Genomic DNA, 14,025 nt, shown 5'->3' with positions numbered 1-14,025 from the left:
CCCTGCTGGGGCCGTGGACGATTACCCGATGGCAATGACGCGGGTCAGGATGGCACCCGGTCGGGCGCGGGCTTCCGTCCTCCAAGATACGCTGCCCTGACCTCCTCATTGCTCAACAGCTCGCTCGCCCTGCCGCTGACCGTCAGGGTGCCGGTTTCCAGCACATAGCCGCGATCCGCCACGGCAAGCGCCATGTTGGCGTTCTGCTCGACGAGAAGAATGGTGGTGCCGCGCGAGCGGATGTCGCGGATCACGGAGAAGAGCTGCTGCACGATGATCGGCGCCAGGCCGAGGGAGGGCTCATCCAGCATCAGCAAGGCCGGCCGCGCCATCAGGCCGCGGGCAACGGCGAGCATCTGCTGCTGACCGCCGGACAGGCTCCAGCCCAGCGCCTTCGACAGGCGCTGCAGGTCGGGGAAGATCGCGAACATCTCGTCAACCCCCGCGCGCAGCTCGGCCTTAGAGACATGCTTGCGGTTCGAGGCGCCGAGCATGATGTTTTCGGTGACGGTCAATCCGGGAAAGATCCGCCTGCCTTCTGGCACATGGGCGATTCCGAGGCGCACGATGTCCTCTGCAGGCAGGTTGTGGATCGGCCGTCCCTCGAACAGGATCTCGCCGCCGCTGCCGGGCACGAGGCCGGAAATCGTGCGCAGGGTCGTGCTCTTGCCCGCGCCGTTGGAGCCGAGCAGCGTGATGATTTCTCCCTTCTCGACCGTCAGGGAAATCCCCTTCAGGGCCTGGACGTTGCCGTAGTGGCTCGTCACGTTGCGCAGTTCAAGCAGCGGCATTGGCAGCCTCCCCGAGATAGGCCTTGATGACTTCCGGATGCCGCAGGACCTCTTCCGGCGTTCCGTCCGCGATCTTCTTGCCGAAGTTCAGGACCGTGATATGGTCCGCGACCTGCTGGATGAGGCCCATGTCATGTTCGATCAGAAAGATCGTCAGGCCGTGGCCGCGCAGGCGCTTGAGCAAGCCGACCAGCTCCTGCTTTTCCGTCTGGTTCAGGCCGGCCGCCGGTTCGTCGAGCAGGATCAGCTTGGGATGTCCCGCCAGGGCGCGGGCGATTTCCACCAGGCGCTGGTGTCCGTAAGGCAGGTTGCGGACGATGGCGTTGGCCTGGTGGGCCAGTCCGACGAAGCCGAGCGCCGCAAGCGCGCGTGCGCGCAGGCTGGCGGTGCCCGGCGCTATCGGGTTGTTCGCGCGCTGGGCGCCGACCATCACGTTCTCCAGCACGGACAGCGCGGGGAAGAGGCGGATGTTCTGGAAGGTCCGGCTGACGCCATGCGACGCCCTCACGTGCGGGGCCGCGTGGGTCACGTCCCGTCCGTCGACGAACACCGTTCCGCCGGTCGGCATGTAGATGCCGTTCAGGACGTTCAGGGTGGTGGTCTTTCCCGAGCCATTGGGCCCGATGAGCGCATGCACCGTCCCGCGCCGGACCTTGATGTCGAGGTCGTCGACCGCCTTGACGCCGCCGAAGTGCTTCTTCAGGTTTTGCAGGTGGAGGATGGGCGAGGCATCGGTGACGGCAACGTCGAGCTGCAGGGCATCGACCCGTTCCGGCACCGCTTCCTCGGGCCGCCGGACCCGCCGCGACACGTTCTGCCAAAGCGCCTTGCCGATCCCCCAGATGCCCTCCGGCATGAAAACCATGATGAGGATCACCGCAAGTCCGTAGGCCGCGAGGTAGATCTCCTTCAGGAAGCGCAGCCATTCGGGCAGGAGAATGAGCAGCATCGTGCCCAGCGCCGATCCGAACGGCGATTGCGCGCCGCCGAGCAGCGCCATGGTCAGGAAGTCGACGGAGACCCGGAAATTGAAATTGTCCGGGCTGACATAGGCGAACCCGGCTGCGTACAAGGCGCCGCCGATGCCTGCCAGCGCGGCGCAGAGGGTGAAGGCGATGACCTTGATCATCAGCGTCGGCACGCCGGACACTTCCGCCGCCATCTCGTTCTCGCGCACAGCGCGCATGGCCCGGCCGAGGCGGGTGCGGGGCAGCCACCACACGAAGAACAGCATCAGGTAGAGTACCGCGGCGCAAAAGACCAGGTAGGCGCGGTCATCGGTGAGCTGGTAGCCGAACAGGGAGGGCCGGCCGATGCCGGCCACGCCGTCCGGCCCGCGCGTCACGTCGGCCCAGTTCACCATCACCAGGTCGAAGATCTGCTGGAAGCTGATGGTGATCATGGCGAGGTAATGGCCGCCGAGGCGCAGGGTGGTCAGGCCGAGCACGAAGCCGGCCAGCGCGGCGAGCGCGATCCCGATCGGCAGCGCCACCCAGAAGCTGAGGTTGTAGGCCACTGTGCCGAGCGCGACCGCATACGCGCCCAGGCCGAAGAACGCGGCCTGGGCCAGGTTGATTTGGCCGGTGTAACCGAGCACCACCGTCATGCCGAGCACCGCGACGCCGTAGGTGGCCGCCTGCATGAAGATGTTCAGCACGTAATGGTTCACGCTGAAGACGTAGGGAATCAGCGGCAGGCACAGCGCCAGCAGCGCCAGCGGGTAGAACATGACCGGCAGGCGGGGCGGCTGGCGCGCGGCTGCCGGGTCGAGAACGGCTGTCGGCTGTCTCATGCTTTCTCCGAAATCTTTTCGCCGAAAATTCCCTGCGGACGTACCAGCAGGAAGATGAACAGCAGCAGGAAGGCAAAGGCGTCCTTGTAGGGCACCGAGATGTAGGCGCCGGCGAAACTCTCGACCACGCCGAGCAGCAGGCCGCCGATGATCGCCCCCGTGACGTCGCCGAAACCGCCGATCACGGTGGCCGAGAACGCCTTCAGCGCGATGGTCGATCCCATGCCGATCGACACGAACAGGATCGGGCCGACCAGCACGCCCGCCAGTCCGCCCAGGGTTGCGCTGTAGATGAACGTCAGGGCGATCATCCATGCCACCGGGATGCCGAGCAGGCGCGCCATGTCCTTGTCCTGCGAGGTGGCCTGCAGCTTCTTTCCGATCAGGGTGTGCTCGAAGAAGAAATACTGGAAGGCCACGGCGATGACCGTCACCGCGATGATGACGAGGTATTGCGTGTCGAGGAACACGCCGCCGACCGACAAGCCCGGCGTTTCGAAGACCTTTTCCAGCGGCTTCGGCTGCGGCCCGAAGACGGCCAGCACGGTGTTCTGCAGGAAGACCGATGCGCCCAGCGTGCTGATGATGACCGGCAGGTAGGAACGGTTGCGCAAGGGGTAATACACGCCGTAGTTGAACAGCACGCCGAACACCGCCATCACCGCCAGCGTGAGCAGGAGGCTCAGCCAGTACGGAAGGTTCAGGCCGGTAAGCATGGTCATCATGGCAAACGCCCCGAGCATCGCGAAATCGCCCTGGGCGAAGTTGACGACGTTGGTGGCGCGGATGATGAGCACGAAGCCAAGCGCGACGAGCGCGTACACCGCGCCGATCGCAAGCCCGGAAAACAGTATCTGCAGGTTGATCGCGAGGGAATCCATGTCCCGCTTCTCCTTGAATGTTCAGGAAGCGCGGCACGGCGCCGTTGCATGGCAGCCGTGCCGCGGGCAGGCGCGGGGATTACTCCTTCGGCGTGAAGTCGATGTGCTTCACGAAGACGATCTTGCCGTTTTCGTTCTTGACGATGTTGTAGCCGTGCAGGCCGTCGCCGTTCTTGTCGAAGTTGTAGGTGCCTTCCGCCCCCTTGTAGCCCTTGATGGCGTGCAGCGCCTTCTTGATGTCGTCGGGCTTGGTGCTGTTGGCGTTCTTGATCGCCAGCGCCAGCACCTGCACCGCGTCATAGGCCCAGGCGGAATACAGGTCGGGTTCGAGCTTGTACTTTTCCTTGTACCTCTTGGCGTATTCCTGCGCCTCGGGGCTGGAATCGACCGCGAAGTCGGCGATCGAGTACGTGCCGTACAAGGCATTGCCCGCAAGCTTCATCGCGGTATCGGTCGAGACCGAGGGCGATCCGACATACGGCACGTTGACGCCAAGCTGGCGCAGCTGCTTGGCAAAGATCCCGACGTCGGTCGAATTGGCGATGTAGCTGGTCAGGACGTCCGCCCCGCCCTGCTTGATGGCGAGCACGATGGGCGTGAAGTCCTGCGAGTTGCTGGTGAAGCCCTGCACCGTGACCGGCGTGATGCCCATGCCTTTCAAGGCTTCGGTGAGCAGGGTCTTGCCGCCGTTGCCGAAGGCATCGGTCGAATGCACGATCGCCCATTTCTTGAGCTTGAGGGTATTGACGCCATAGTCGGCGATGACCTTGGCCGAATAGCTGTCATTCGGCCGGGCGCGGAAGATCCACGGGTTGTTGGAATGGGTCAGGCCATAGTCGGTGCCGCCCACGACCATGGGCAGGCCGGCCTTCATCACGGTGGGCGCGACCGCCTGGATCTGGGTGCTGCGCACGGAACCGATGAGAGCGGTGATGTCGCCGCCGCTGGTGAGCTTGGAGATGGCGAGCACCGAGCCGGGGTTGGAGCTCTGGTTGTCCTCTATCCTGAGCTCGAGCTGCCGCCCAAGCACGCCGCCCGCCTTGTTGATCTCTTCCAGCGCCATCTTCGCGCCGTTGATCTGGTAGACGCCGGCCTCCGCGTTCGCGCCGGTGCTCTCCGCCATCAGGCCGATCTTGATCGGATCGGCGGCCTGGGCCTGGAATGACAAGGCCGTCAAGGCGGCGGCCCACAAGGAAGCGATTTTCGTATTCATGCCTGTCTCCAATGGTTATCGGGCGTGCCACGACGATGCTTGCGGGCCGCTCCTGGTTTATTCCAACTTCACGCGAACTACCCTTTCTCCTGCTTCGACGCGTCACGCTTGTGCGCCACCAGATTCATCAAGCGCTGGTCGCGCCAGGCCTGTCTTTCCTGCCGCCTGTCAGGCGGCAGTTCCTGCTGCCGCTCGCGCTCCAGCCTGCCGAGCAGCTCATCGTTCCAGGCGCGCGGCTCCGCCTGCTTCGCAATGTCGTGATAGAGCGGACCGTACCTGCCGCAATAGTCCCGGATGCCGCCGGGAGCGTTCAGGTCGATGGTTTCGAACGGCCCCATGAAAGACCAGCGCAGGCCCAGTCCGTCCTTGATGGCCTTGTCCACGTCGGCGCTGCTGACATAGCCATCCTCCACCAGCCGGAAAGCTTCGCTCAGCAAGGCGCCCTGCAGGCGGTTGACGATGAAACCCTGCACTTCCCGCCTGACCACGATGGGTACCTGCCCCGCCCGCTCGTACAATGCCCGCGCGCGTTCGACCGCCGCCGGGTCGGTCCAGGGCGCCGGCACCACTTCCACCAGCGGCACGATGGAAGGCGGGTTGATCGGATGGCCGACCAGGCAGCGCGCCCGGCCCGGCAGGTCCGCGGTAAAGCTGGATGCCGGGATGCCCGAGGTAGAACTGGCAAGGATCGCCCCGGGATCGGCGATGGCATCCATGGCGGCAAAGATCGCCTTCTTGGCATCCACGGTTTCCCGGACGTTTTCCTGGACGAAGCTTCCGCCTTGCAAGGCTTCCTCCAGCGACGTCGCGGTGGCGATGCGCGCCTGGATGTCCGCCGGGGCTTCGCCGATCAGCCCGGCGCCGTGCAGCTTGGCGAGATTGGCCTCGATCGCCGACCGTGCCGCGGCCAGGGCTTGCGGCTCGACGTCATAGAGGGTGACCGGCAATCCGGCCCGCGCGAAGACGGTCGACCAGGCGCTGCCGATCAGGCCGGCGCCGATGATTGCGATTTTTTCCATGTGCTCATGTCCTTGATGGATGGCGCTCGATGAGGCTTTTGAATCAGCCGCGGCCGACGAATGGCATCTTGGTCGCCATGACGGTCATGAATTGCACGTTGGCGTCCAGCGGCAGGCTGGCCATGTACACGATGGCGCGCGCCACGTGCGCGACGTCCATGGTGGGTTCCGGCTCGACGCTGCCGTTCGCCTGCAGCATGCCGGTCTGCATGCCGTGGGTCATGTCGGTGGCGGCATTGCCGATGTCGATCTGGCCGCAGGCGATGTCGTATTTGCGGCCATCGAGCGAGGCCGCTTTGGTCAGCCCGGTGATCGCATGCTTGGTGGCCGTGTACGACACCGCATGCGGGCGCGGCGCATGCGCGGAGATCGAGCCGTTGTTGATGATGCGGCCGCCGCGCGGATGCTGGTCCTTCATCAGCAGGAAGGCTTCCCTGGTGCACAGGAAGACGCCGGTAAGGTTGATGTCTACCGCGCTCTGCCATTGCTCGTAGCTCATCTCTTCCAGCGACATCGGCCGGGCAAAGATGCCGGCGTTGTTGAAGAGGACGTCGAGCCGTCCGAAGGCCGCGCGGGTCTGGGCGAACAGGTCGCGCACCGACGCGGGGTCGGACACGTCGGCGGGCACGACCAGCGAACTGCCTCCAGCCTGCCGGCCTTCCGATGCGGTCTGTTCCAGCGGTTCCCGCCGCCGTCCGGCAAGTACCACCGCATAGCCTTCGCGCATGAGCGCGAGGGCCGCATGCTTGCCGATGCCGGACCCCGCGCCGGTCACCATCGCTATCCGTTGCGTTGCTGCCATGTCGTTCATCCTTCCTTATTGCTTCCTGGGGTTGCGGAACATCGCCGGCTTAGTCAAGGAGCGCTTCATCGTATTCCCGGACCTGCTGCTCCTGGCTGCCCAGGCCATCGATGCCGAGCGTCATGCGGTCGCCGGCCTTCAGGAAGACCGGCGGCTTCATGCCCATGCCGACGCCCGGCGGAGTGCCGGTCGAGATCAGGTCGCCCGGCATGAGAGTGGTGAACTGGCTGATGTAGTGGACCAGGAACGCGACATCGAAGATCATGGTGCGGGTGTTGCCGGTCTGGCAGCGCTTGCCGTTCACGTCCAGCCACATGTCGAGACTCTGCGGATCGGGCACCTCGTCGGCCGTGACCAGCCAGGGACCGACGGGGCCGAAGGTGTCGAAGCCCTTGCCCTTGTCCCAGGTGCCGCCGCGTTCGAGCTGGTACTCGCGTTCCGAGACGTCGTTCACCACGCAATAGCCGGCCACGTGGTCCAGCGCGCGTTCGATGCTGACGTAGCGCGCCCGGGTGCCGATGACCACCCCCAACTCCACTTCCCAGTCGGTCTTGCGGGAATTCCGCGGCAATACCACCGGGTCGTTGGGGCCGGTGAGGCTGTTCTGCCACTTGGTGAACAGGATGGGCTCGGCGGGAATCGGCATGCCGGCCTCGGCGGCATGGTCGCGGTAGTTGAGGCCGACGCACAGGAACTTGCCCAGGCCGCTGTAGGGCGTGCCGATCCGGCCCGGCGCCGCGACTTCCGGCAACTGGTCCGTCTTCAGCGCGCGCAACTGCGCGAGCTTGTCCGGGGCCAGCCATTCCGGCGTGATGTCGCCGAGCACGGACGAGAGATCGCGGATCCGTCCCTGCGGATCGAGGATGCCGGGTTTTTCCTTGCCCTTGGGGCCATGGCGCAATAGTTTCACGGGTTCTCCTAAGAAGATGGATTCAGATCGACATGCCGCCGTCGATGACGTGCGTCGTGCCGGTGGTAAAGCGGGATTCGTCGGAAGCGAGATACACCGCCAGGGCCGCGACTTCCTGCGGCAGGCCAAGGCGGCCGAGCGGCTGCCGGTCGACGAAGGCTTGCTTCACCTGCTCCTGCGTGCGGCCGCTGCTGCGCGAGAGCGCGGCGATGCGCTGGTGCAGAGACGGGGTTTCTATCGTTCCGGGACAGATGGCGTTGCAGCGGATGCCCTTGGCGACGAAGTCCGCCGCCACCGCCTTGGTCAGGCCGACCACCGCCGCCTTGCTCGCGCCATAGGCGAAGCGCGCGGGCGCGCCCTTGATGCTCGACACCACCGACGCCATGTTGATGATCGACCCGTCGCCCCGTGCCAGCATGCCCGGCAGGAAGGCCCGGATGGTGCGGTACATCGACGTCACGTTGATCGCGAAGGAAGCATCCCAGTCTTCGTCCTCGCACTCCAGCACCGTTCCCTGGTGGACGTAGCCGGCGCAGTTGAGCAAGACGTCGACCGCGCCGGCTGCCGCTGCCATTGCGCCGATCTCTGCCGCATTTGTGACGTCGAGCTTGCGTACATCGCAGCTTGGCAGGTCGGCAAGGCCATGCAGCAAGGCGTCGTTCAGGTCGGTCGCGATGACGCGCGCGCCCTCGGCAAGGAAGGCTTCCACGCATGCGCGCCCGATGCCTTGCGCGGCGGCGGTAACGAGTACGGTCTTGCCAGCGAGACGGTCGGTCATCAAAGCTCCTTGGGAAAAGGCGAGTTGGTCACGATGGGACCCGCGCGGCCAGGCTGCGCATCAGGGCCAGCGTGCCGAAGGTCCATGGAGGAATGCGGTCGCTGTGGTCGACGCGGTTGACCAGCGTGCCGAGCCGCGGCGTGGAAATCGACACGACGTCGCCGACCTCGTGCGTGAAGCCCATGCCGGGGCCATGGCGGTCCTGCGTCGGCGCGAACATGGTGCCGAGGAAAAGCATCATGCCATCGGGATACTGGTGGGTGGGCCCCATGGCATGCGATACCAGGTCGAGCGGATCGCGGCTGATCATCGCCATGGAACTGCGGCCGTTCAGCTGGAAGTCGCCGGCGCCGCGAACCTCCAGCGCGATCTCGCAGCGGCGCACGTCATCGAGGCTGAAGTTATCGTCGAACACGCGGATGAAGGGGCCGATGGCGCAAGATGCGTTGTTGTCCTTCGCCTTGCCCAGCAGCAGCGCGCTGCGTCCCTCGAAGTCGCGCAGATTCACGTCGTTGCCCAGCGCCGCGCCAAGGACGGTGCCGCGGCTGTTCACCGCCAGCACGATTTCCGGCTCGGGATTGTTCCATCCCGACTTCGGATGGATGCCCACCTCCTCGCCGCAGCCGACCGCGGACATGGGCTGGGCCTTGGTGAAGATTTCCGCGTCCGGTCCGATGCCGACCTCGAGATATTGAGACCAGGCGCCCTGCTGCACCAGGACCTCCTTCAGGCGCATAGCTTCAGGCGAGCCGGGAACCACCGACGAAAGGTTGTCGCCAATGACCGACGTGATCATCCGCCGGACTTCCTCAGCGCGGGAGGCGTCGCCGCGCGCCTGTTCCTCGATCACCCGCTCCAGCATGCTGGCAACGAAGGTCACGCCGCTGGCCTTGACCGCCTGCAGGTCGCAGGGCGCGAGCAGCCGTGGAACGTCCGGGTTGCCGGCGGCCGCCCAGGAGGTGTCGAGGACGTCCTGCAACGCGGCCACGCGCCGCAGGCCGCGCGCGCCGCGCAGGCGCGACGGCAGGTCGTCGAGTTCGAACAACTCAGCGGAGGTAAGGGCGAGGGGGCTGAGGTCGAGCAGTTCGCCCGCCTCCGCCTTGACGAGCACGGGACCGGTGCCGGGTTGCCATACCCGTCCCACCAACAGGGCATTTGCGTGATCCTGCGGCAGGCAGGTTCCAGGGTCGAGTGGATTCGTCATGCGAGGTGGCTGATCGATCGTTGAGGTGGAGTGGAATCGGCTTGCGCGGCGATTAGGTAAGCACGCCGGTATTCCAGGGGGCGAACTCGTTCTGTCCATAACCGTGCAGTTCGCTCTTGGTCTTGCGGCCGGACGCCGTGTCGAGGATGAGCTGGAAGATGCGTTCGCCGAGTTCCTCGACGGTGGCGCTGCCGTCCGCGATGCCGCCGCAATTGATGTCCATGTCTTCTTCCTGCCGCTCCCACAAGGCGGTGTTGGTGGCCAGCTTGAGCGATGGCGACGGCGCGCAACCGTAGGCCGAGCCGCGGCCGGTGGTGAAGCAGATCATGTTCGCGCCGCCAGCCACCTGTCCGGTTGCCGAGACCGGGTCATAGCCCGGCGTATCCATGAACACCAGGCCTTTCGCGGCCACCGGCTCGGCGTAGCGATAGACGTCGACCAGGTTGGTGGTGCCGCCCTTGGCGACGGCGCCGAGCGATTTCTCGAGAATCGTGGTCAGGCCGCCCGCCTTGTTGCCGGCCGAAGGATTGTTGTTCAGCTCGGCGTGGTTGCGCGCGCAATAGTCTTCCCACCAGGCGATGCGCTCCAGCAGTTTCTCGCCGACGCCGCGCGAGACGGCGCGCCGCGTCAGCAGGTGTTCCGCGCCATAGATTTCCGGTGTCTCCGACAGGATGGCGGTGCCGCCGTGCTTCACCAGCAGGTCGACCGCCGCGCCGAGGGCGGGATTGGCCGTGATGCCGGAGTAGCCATCCGAGCCGCCGCACTGCAGGCCGAGAACGAGGTGGCTGGCCGGGACAGGTTCGCGGCTGACAGCGTTCGCCTTCGGCAGCATCTTCCGGATTTTCTCGATGCCGAGCCGGACGGTCCTGGCGGTGCCGCCGGTCTCCTGGATGGTGAATGCCTGGAAATCCTCGCTCTCCGTCAAGCCATGGGCGTCGAGGATGCCTTGCACCTGGTTCGTTTCGCAGCCGAGCCCGACGATCAGTACCGCAGCGAAATTGGGATGGACCGCATATCCGGCGAGCGTACGCCGCAGGGTATCGAGCGGGTCGCCCGTCGTGCCGATGGCGCATCCGAGGCTGTGGGTAAGCGCCACCACGCCATCCACGTTGGGGTAGTCTTCCAGCGCCTCGGGATGGATGTCCCGCCGGAAGTGATCGGCGATCGCGCGTGCCGCCGTGGCCGAGCAGTTCACGGAGGTCAGGATGCCGATGTAGTTGCGCGTCGCCACCCTGCCGTCGGCCCGGCGGATGCCCAGGAAGGTCGCGCCAGGCGTGGCCGCACCGCTCGCCTTCACATCGACGCCGAACGCCGGATCGCGCGAGAAGTCGGCCATGGCAAGGTTGTGCACGTGCACGTGCTGTCCGGGCTGGATATCCTCGCTCGCGGTGCCGATGATCTGGCCGTAGCGCCGCACCGGCTGTCCCTTCGCGACGGCGCGGGTTGCCAGCTTGTGACCCGGCGGCACCATGGCAGCCACCTTCACGCCCTCCGCCGCGATGACCGTGCCGGGCAGCAGCTGGCGTCTTGCGATGACGACGTCATCGTCGGCGTGCAGCCGGATGATGGGTGCTGCTGATTCCATGGCAATGTCACTCCAGAAGTTCCGCGCCAGGCAGGTAGGCTCCAGGCAGATAAGCCAAATACCCCTGTCATTCCCGCGCAGGCGGGCATCCCGTTTCAACGCTTGAGCTCTGCACGACAAGGGATTCCCGCCCGGGCGGGATTGACGACATGAATAACGATTTCAAATCTGCCTGGCGCCGCAAATTGGTCAGACCACTATACCAATACTTCCACGCGGATTCTGGCTTGTCAACCCTGCTTGTCAACGATGGTTTCCGTAACGGCGACGAGTTTCCTGCACGGAACGGGGAATGCGCGGGAAAACTCCCGGCTGGCGCTTACCTGCTGCGGGCCGTGGCCTTCCTGGCGGGAGCAGGTTTCGCGGCGGCCTTCCCGGACGCCTGCTTCGCGCCCTTGGTTGCAGGATTTTTCGGCGCCTTGGTCAGGCTGGACGTCAAGCGCTTGTAGGCGATCTCCATGTGCGTCTGCATGGCGGCGCGCGCGGCGGCCGGGTCCTTTGTCCGCAGAGCCTTGAGAACGGCACGGTGCTCGGCGATGGCTTGCGCCCACACGTCGCTGGTTTCGAAATGGCTGTGCAACTGGTCGAACAAGGGTCCGAGCCTGGCGTCGAACAGGCGGCGCACCACGCCGACGAGGGCGCTGTTGCCGGTGGCTTCGGCGATGCGCACGTGGAACAGGCGATCGGCGTCGAGCGGCTTCTTGCCCGCGTTGGCGTCGGCTTCCATCGTGTCGATCGCTTCCTCGATGGCGTCGAAGTCCCGCTTCTTTCCCAGCTTCGCGGCCTGCGCCGCGATCTCGCCTTCGATCAGCGAGCGGGCCATGATGAGTTCCAGCGGCGCTTCTTCCGAGGACAGGTCCGATCCGGCCGCGGCCGGAAGGGGATCGGAGACGTAGATGCCCGACCCCATGCGAACCTCGATGTAGCCTTCCACCTCGAGCGCGATCAGCGCCTCGCGCAGCGAGGGCCGGCTCACGCCAAGCTGCACGGACAGTTCACGCTCCGCCGGCAGGCGCGTCCCGGCCGGAAATTCCCCGGCACGGATCAGGGCACGCAGTTGCTCGCTGATCTGGCGGTAAAGCCGTTGCGTCTCAACGATCTGGATAGGCATGAAAGGTCCGTGGATGATGGCTGGTTCCGTGATGCGCGGCATTATACATGCTGCCTCCTTCGCCCCGGCTGGCTTGCGCCTCAAACGAAATCCTCTACGTTACCGGCTCCGGCAACCGCTCGCCGTAGCGTTCCGCCGAGCGATGCAGCGCCTCGGCAATCCCGGCCCCGAGGGACACGCCATCGCGCAACTGCTCCTGCCGCAGCAGCAGGCCGCGATCGCCAGGCATGCGCACGGCGTCCACGCCGGGACGCGGCGGATTCGCCCTGCAGGCAGCGGCGATCCAGTCCATCTGGCGCGTGAAGGCGTCGCGTCCGCCGAAGGCGTCCGGGTCGAACAAGGCAAGAAATACCGTGGCGCCCCATCCCTCGTGCGGGTCGGCACGCCCCATTCCGGCAAGGCCGCCGGTCAGGGCCTCGATGATCAGCGACAGGCCGAATCCCTTGTGGCCGGAACCCAGGCCGCCCAGAGGCATGATCGTTCCCGGCGGATCGGCGAACAGCACGCCCGGGTCGCGGGTCGGCATGCCGTTCGCATCCAGCATGCATTCCTCCTCGAACAGCGCGCCCGCCTGGTGCAGCCGCGCGCTCATGCCATTGGTCTTGATGGAGGTCGAGATGTCGATGAGAAAAGGCGTCGACGAGGTCGGGATGCCCGCCGCCAGGGGGTTCGGCGTGAAGACCGCGCGCGTTCCGCCGTGCGGCGCGACGCTTGCCACGGCAGGATCGGAACTTGCCAGGAGCACCAGGAATCCCGCCTCGGTGGCGCGCAGGAGATAGGCGGCGAGGCAGGCGATGTGATGGCTGCGCCGGATGGTCAGCGTGGCGCAGCCGGCTTCCCTGGCGCGCGGCACGAGCGCATCGATCCCCCGCAGCACCAGCCAGGGTCCGGGCAGGCGCATGCCGTCCCAGTTCAGCGCGCCGCCCCGGTCGGACAGCACGACCGGTTCGCCGCCCCTTGCCATTCCGCCGCGCTCGACTTCGTCGAGATAGCGCGGCAACAGCGCGAGGCCGTGGGTATCGTGGCCCATCAGGTCGCCTTCCACGAGCACGTCCGCCACCGCATCGGCCTGCGGCGCTGCCATGCCCGCCGCGCGCAGCAAGCGGTTCGCGAAACCGCTCAACGCGGGCGCGGAATATCGTTGGCCGGAATTCATCAGTAGGTCGCCCTTCCCCCCGAGATGTCGAACACCGCCGCCGTGGAAAACGCGCTTTCGCCGGAAGCGAGCCACGCCACCAGCGCCGCGATTTCATGCACGTCGCCAAAGCGGTTCATCGGAATCTTGGATAGCATGTAATCGATGTGCTGCTGGCTCATCTGCGCAAAGATCGCGGTGCGCACCGCCGCCGGCGTGATGCAGTTCGCGGTCACGCCGGTTTGCGCGAGTTCCTTGCCGAGCGACTTGGTCAGGCCGATGACGGCGGCCTTCGACGCGCTGTAGGCGGAGGCATTCGGATTGCCTTCCTTGCCGGCGACGGAAGCAATGTTGACGATGCGGCCATAGCCGCGGTCGCGCATCTGCGGCGCCAGCGCGCGGCAGCACAGGAAGGTGCCGCGCACGTTGACACGCATGACTTCATCCCAGTCCGCCACCGGGTATTCCCACAAGGTGGTGTTTGGGCCTGTGATGCCGGCGCTGTTGACGAGGATGTCAACGCCGCCGTCCCGCAGGGTGGCCGCGCAAGCGTCGCCGACCGCCTGTTCGTCGCCGACGTCCAGGGTCATGCCATGCACCTCGGCATTGCCCAGCGCGGCCCTGGCATGCTCCAGGTTGCGCGCATCGCGGTCCCACAGGGTCAGGCGCGCCCCGCCGGCGGCGAGGCGCTGCGCGATCGCCAGGCCGATGCCGGTGGCCCCGCCCGTGATCACCGCGTGGCGCCCGGAAAAATCATAGTGGTTCTTTTGTTCCACATTGTCTCCTGCTCATCGGAATGCTTCA

The 14,025-nt window shown here is 65.9% G+C and carries 13 protein-coding genes; all 13 read right to left on the bottom strand.

Features of this window, described 5'->3' with window-relative positions; all coding sequences use genetic code 11:
* Positions 1–44 precede the first annotated feature (44 nt).
* The 13 genes from G3574_RS27010 to G3574_RS26950 all read right to left on the bottom strand — a co-directional run bounded on the left by G3574_RS27010 (position 45) and on the right by G3574_RS26950 (position 13,997).
* A complete protein-coding gene (locus G3574_RS27010) occupies positions 45–785 on the bottom strand; it encodes an ABC transporter ATP-binding protein (protein ID WP_205609960.1) in 741 nt (246 codons plus the stop codon).
* Positions 778–2,583 carry a branched-chain amino acid ABC transporter ATP-binding protein/permease gene (locus tag G3574_RS27005; protein WP_163968671.1) on the bottom strand — a complete coding sequence of 602 codons (1,806 nt, stop codon included), beginning with the start codon at positions 2,581–2,583 and terminating at the stop codon, positions 778–780. The genes G3574_RS27010 and G3574_RS27005 overlap by 8 nt, the downstream gene beginning before the upstream one ends.
* Positions 2,580–3,464, bottom strand: a complete 885-nt coding sequence (locus G3574_RS27000) for a branched-chain amino acid ABC transporter permease (RefSeq protein ID WP_163968670.1) — start codon at positions 3,462–3,464, stop codon at positions 2,580–2,582. The genes G3574_RS27005 and G3574_RS27000 overlap by 4 nt, the downstream gene beginning before the upstream one ends.
* 79 nt (positions 3,465–3,543) lie before the next feature.
* Complete coding sequence (locus tag G3574_RS26995) at positions 3,544–4,677, bottom strand: ABC transporter substrate-binding protein (protein ID WP_163968669.1); 1,134 nt, start codon at positions 4,675–4,677, stop codon at positions 3,544–3,546.
* Between the two features lie 77 nt (positions 4,678–4,754).
* On the bottom strand, positions 4,755–5,696 hold the full coding sequence (locus G3574_RS26990) for a 3-hydroxyacyl-CoA dehydrogenase (protein ID WP_163968668.1): 942 nt from the start codon (positions 5,694–5,696) through the stop codon (positions 4,755–4,757).
* Positions 5,697–5,739: 43 nt separating this feature from the next.
* Positions 5,740–6,498 carry an SDR family oxidoreductase gene (locus tag G3574_RS26985; protein ID WP_163968667.1) on the bottom strand — a complete coding sequence of 253 codons (759 nt, stop codon included), beginning with the start codon at positions 6,496–6,498 and terminating at the stop codon, positions 5,740–5,742.
* Between the two features lie 49 nt (positions 6,499–6,547).
* Positions 6,548–7,408: a fumarylacetoacetate hydrolase family protein gene (locus tag G3574_RS26980; RefSeq protein ID WP_163968666.1), complete on the bottom strand. Its 861-nt coding sequence runs from the start codon at positions 7,406–7,408 to the stop codon at positions 6,548–6,550.
* A 22-nt stretch (positions 7,409–7,430) separates the two neighbouring features.
* Positions 7,431–8,186 (bottom strand): SDR family oxidoreductase, encoded by a 756-nt coding sequence (locus tag G3574_RS26975; protein ID WP_163968665.1) that lies wholly within the window; start codon positions 8,184–8,186, stop codon positions 7,431–7,433.
* A 28-nt stretch (positions 8,187–8,214) separates the two neighbouring features.
* Positions 8,215–9,390: a fumarylacetoacetate hydrolase family protein gene (locus G3574_RS26970; RefSeq protein ID WP_163968664.1), complete on the bottom strand. Its 1,176-nt coding sequence runs from the start codon at positions 9,388–9,390 to the stop codon at positions 8,215–8,217.
* Between the two features lie 52 nt (positions 9,391–9,442).
* Positions 9,443–10,975 (bottom strand): UxaA family hydrolase, encoded by a 1,533-nt coding sequence (locus tag G3574_RS26965; RefSeq protein ID WP_163968663.1) that lies wholly within the window; start codon positions 10,973–10,975, stop codon positions 9,443–9,445.
* 319 nt (positions 10,976–11,294) lie between these two features.
* Positions 11,295–12,086: a FadR/GntR family transcriptional regulator gene (locus G3574_RS26960; protein ID WP_163968662.1), complete on the bottom strand. Its 792-nt coding sequence runs from the start codon at positions 12,084–12,086 to the stop codon at positions 11,295–11,297.
* A 94-nt stretch (positions 12,087–12,180) separates the two neighbouring features.
* Positions 12,181–13,242, bottom strand: a complete 1,062-nt coding sequence (locus tag G3574_RS26955) for an Ldh family oxidoreductase (RefSeq protein WP_163968661.1) — start codon at positions 13,240–13,242, stop codon at positions 12,181–12,183.
* Positions 13,242–13,997 carry an SDR family NAD(P)-dependent oxidoreductase gene (locus G3574_RS26950; protein ID WP_163968660.1) on the bottom strand — a complete coding sequence of 252 codons (756 nt, stop codon included), beginning with the start codon at positions 13,995–13,997 and terminating at the stop codon, positions 13,242–13,244. The genes G3574_RS26955 and G3574_RS26950 overlap by 1 nt, the downstream gene beginning before the upstream one ends.
* Positions 13,998–14,025 lie beyond the last annotated feature (28 nt).

It is taken from the genome of Noviherbaspirillum galbum, from assembly GCF_010974945.1.
GTDB classification, from domain to species: Bacteria; Pseudomonadota; Gammaproteobacteria; order Burkholderiales; family Burkholderiaceae_D; genus Noviherbaspirillum; species Noviherbaspirillum galbum.
Note: the sequence above shows the minus strand (reverse complement) of the source record. Positions and strands in the feature narration are given on the sequence as shown.

What these genes read in the sequence shown, in the direction of transcription:
- G3574_RS27005 (WP_163968671.1), bottom strand. Translation starts at nt 2,583, where the DNA reads ATGAGACAGCCGACAGCCGTTCTCGACCCGGCAGCCGCGCGCCAGCCG.
- G3574_RS27000 (WP_163968670.1), bottom strand. Translation starts at nt 3,464, where the DNA reads ATGGATTCCCTCGCGATCAACCTGCAGATACTGTTTTCCGGGCTTGCG.
- G3574_RS26995 (WP_163968669.1), bottom strand. Translation starts at nt 4,677, where the DNA reads ATGAATACGAAAATCGCTTCCTTGTGGGCCGCCGCCTTGACGGCCTTG.
- G3574_RS26990 (WP_163968668.1), bottom strand. Translation starts at nt 5,696, where the DNA reads ATGGAAAAAATCGCAATCATCGGCGCCGGCCTGATCGGCAGCGCCTGG.
- G3574_RS26985 (WP_163968667.1), bottom strand. Translation starts at nt 6,498, where the DNA reads ATGGCAGCAACGCAACGGATAGCGATGGTGACCGGCGCGGGGTCCGGC.
- G3574_RS26975 (WP_163968665.1), bottom strand. Translation starts at nt 8,186, where the DNA reads ATGACCGACCGTCTCGCTGGCAAGACCGTACTCGTTACCGCCGCCGCG.
- G3574_RS26970 (WP_163968664.1), bottom strand. Translation starts at nt 9,390, where the DNA reads ATGACGAATCCACTCGACCCTGGAACCTGCCTGCCGCAGGATCACGCA.
- G3574_RS26965 (WP_163968663.1), bottom strand. Translation starts at nt 10,975, where the DNA reads ATGGAATCAGCAGCACCCATCATCCGGCTGCACGCCGACGATGACGTC.
- G3574_RS26960 (WP_163968662.1), bottom strand. Translation starts at nt 12,086, where the DNA reads ATGCCTATCCAGATCGTTGAGACGCAACGGCTTTACCGCCAGATCAGC.
- G3574_RS26955 (WP_163968661.1), bottom strand. Translation starts at nt 13,242, where the DNA reads ATGAATTCCGGCCAACGATATTCCGCGCCCGCGTTGAGCGGTTTCGCG.